The organism is Morganella sp. HSTU-ASny43, from assembly GCF_022819185.1.
Classification (GTDB): domain Bacteria; phylum Pseudomonadota; class Gammaproteobacteria; order Enterobacterales; family Enterobacteriaceae; genus Morganella; species Morganella morganii.
Genome location: NZ_WSPG01000091.1, coordinates 1 through 429, shown reverse-complemented (window position 1 = coordinate 429; position 429 = coordinate 1). Strand labels below are relative to the sequence as shown.

The following is a 429-nucleotide window of genomic DNA, read 5'->3' as shown; positions in this document are numbered from 1 at the left end:
AACTAATAAAAATGAGGAATAAAAAATATTAGCAGATTAATTTATTTTTTCTTCCAAAGGAGAAAATGAGTAGTAAAGAAAAAATAATTTGAATAATAAAAATAATTAGATATGTATTTTCAAATTCTATTTTCATATAGGGTGATAATACTATCACTGAACAAACAAAGATAAAAAATGAAGTAATTATAATAAGTGTTATTTTATTTTTATAGATCGCATATAAAGAAAATCCAAAAAATTGAAATAAAGAAATTGATAAGTATGAAAAAACAACAGCGTATTCCCATATTAAAAGCATTGCTAGTAATATAAATATATTATAGATAGCTAAGGCTATTTTAAAATAAGAGATGGGAGTATTTTTTCTCTTAAAAAAATAGTCCATAAAAAATATCATAAATGATGAAATATTAATCAATATAAAAA

1 protein-coding gene is annotated in these 429 nt (G+C 19.6%); it reads right to left on the bottom strand.

Translation table 11 applies throughout. The annotated features are described in order from the left end of the window. Nucleotides 1–28 precede the first annotated feature (28 nt). On the bottom strand, nt 29–429 hold a 401-nt coding region (locus GN208_RS17925; RefSeq protein ID WP_243828525.1), incomplete at its 5' end, for a hypothetical protein.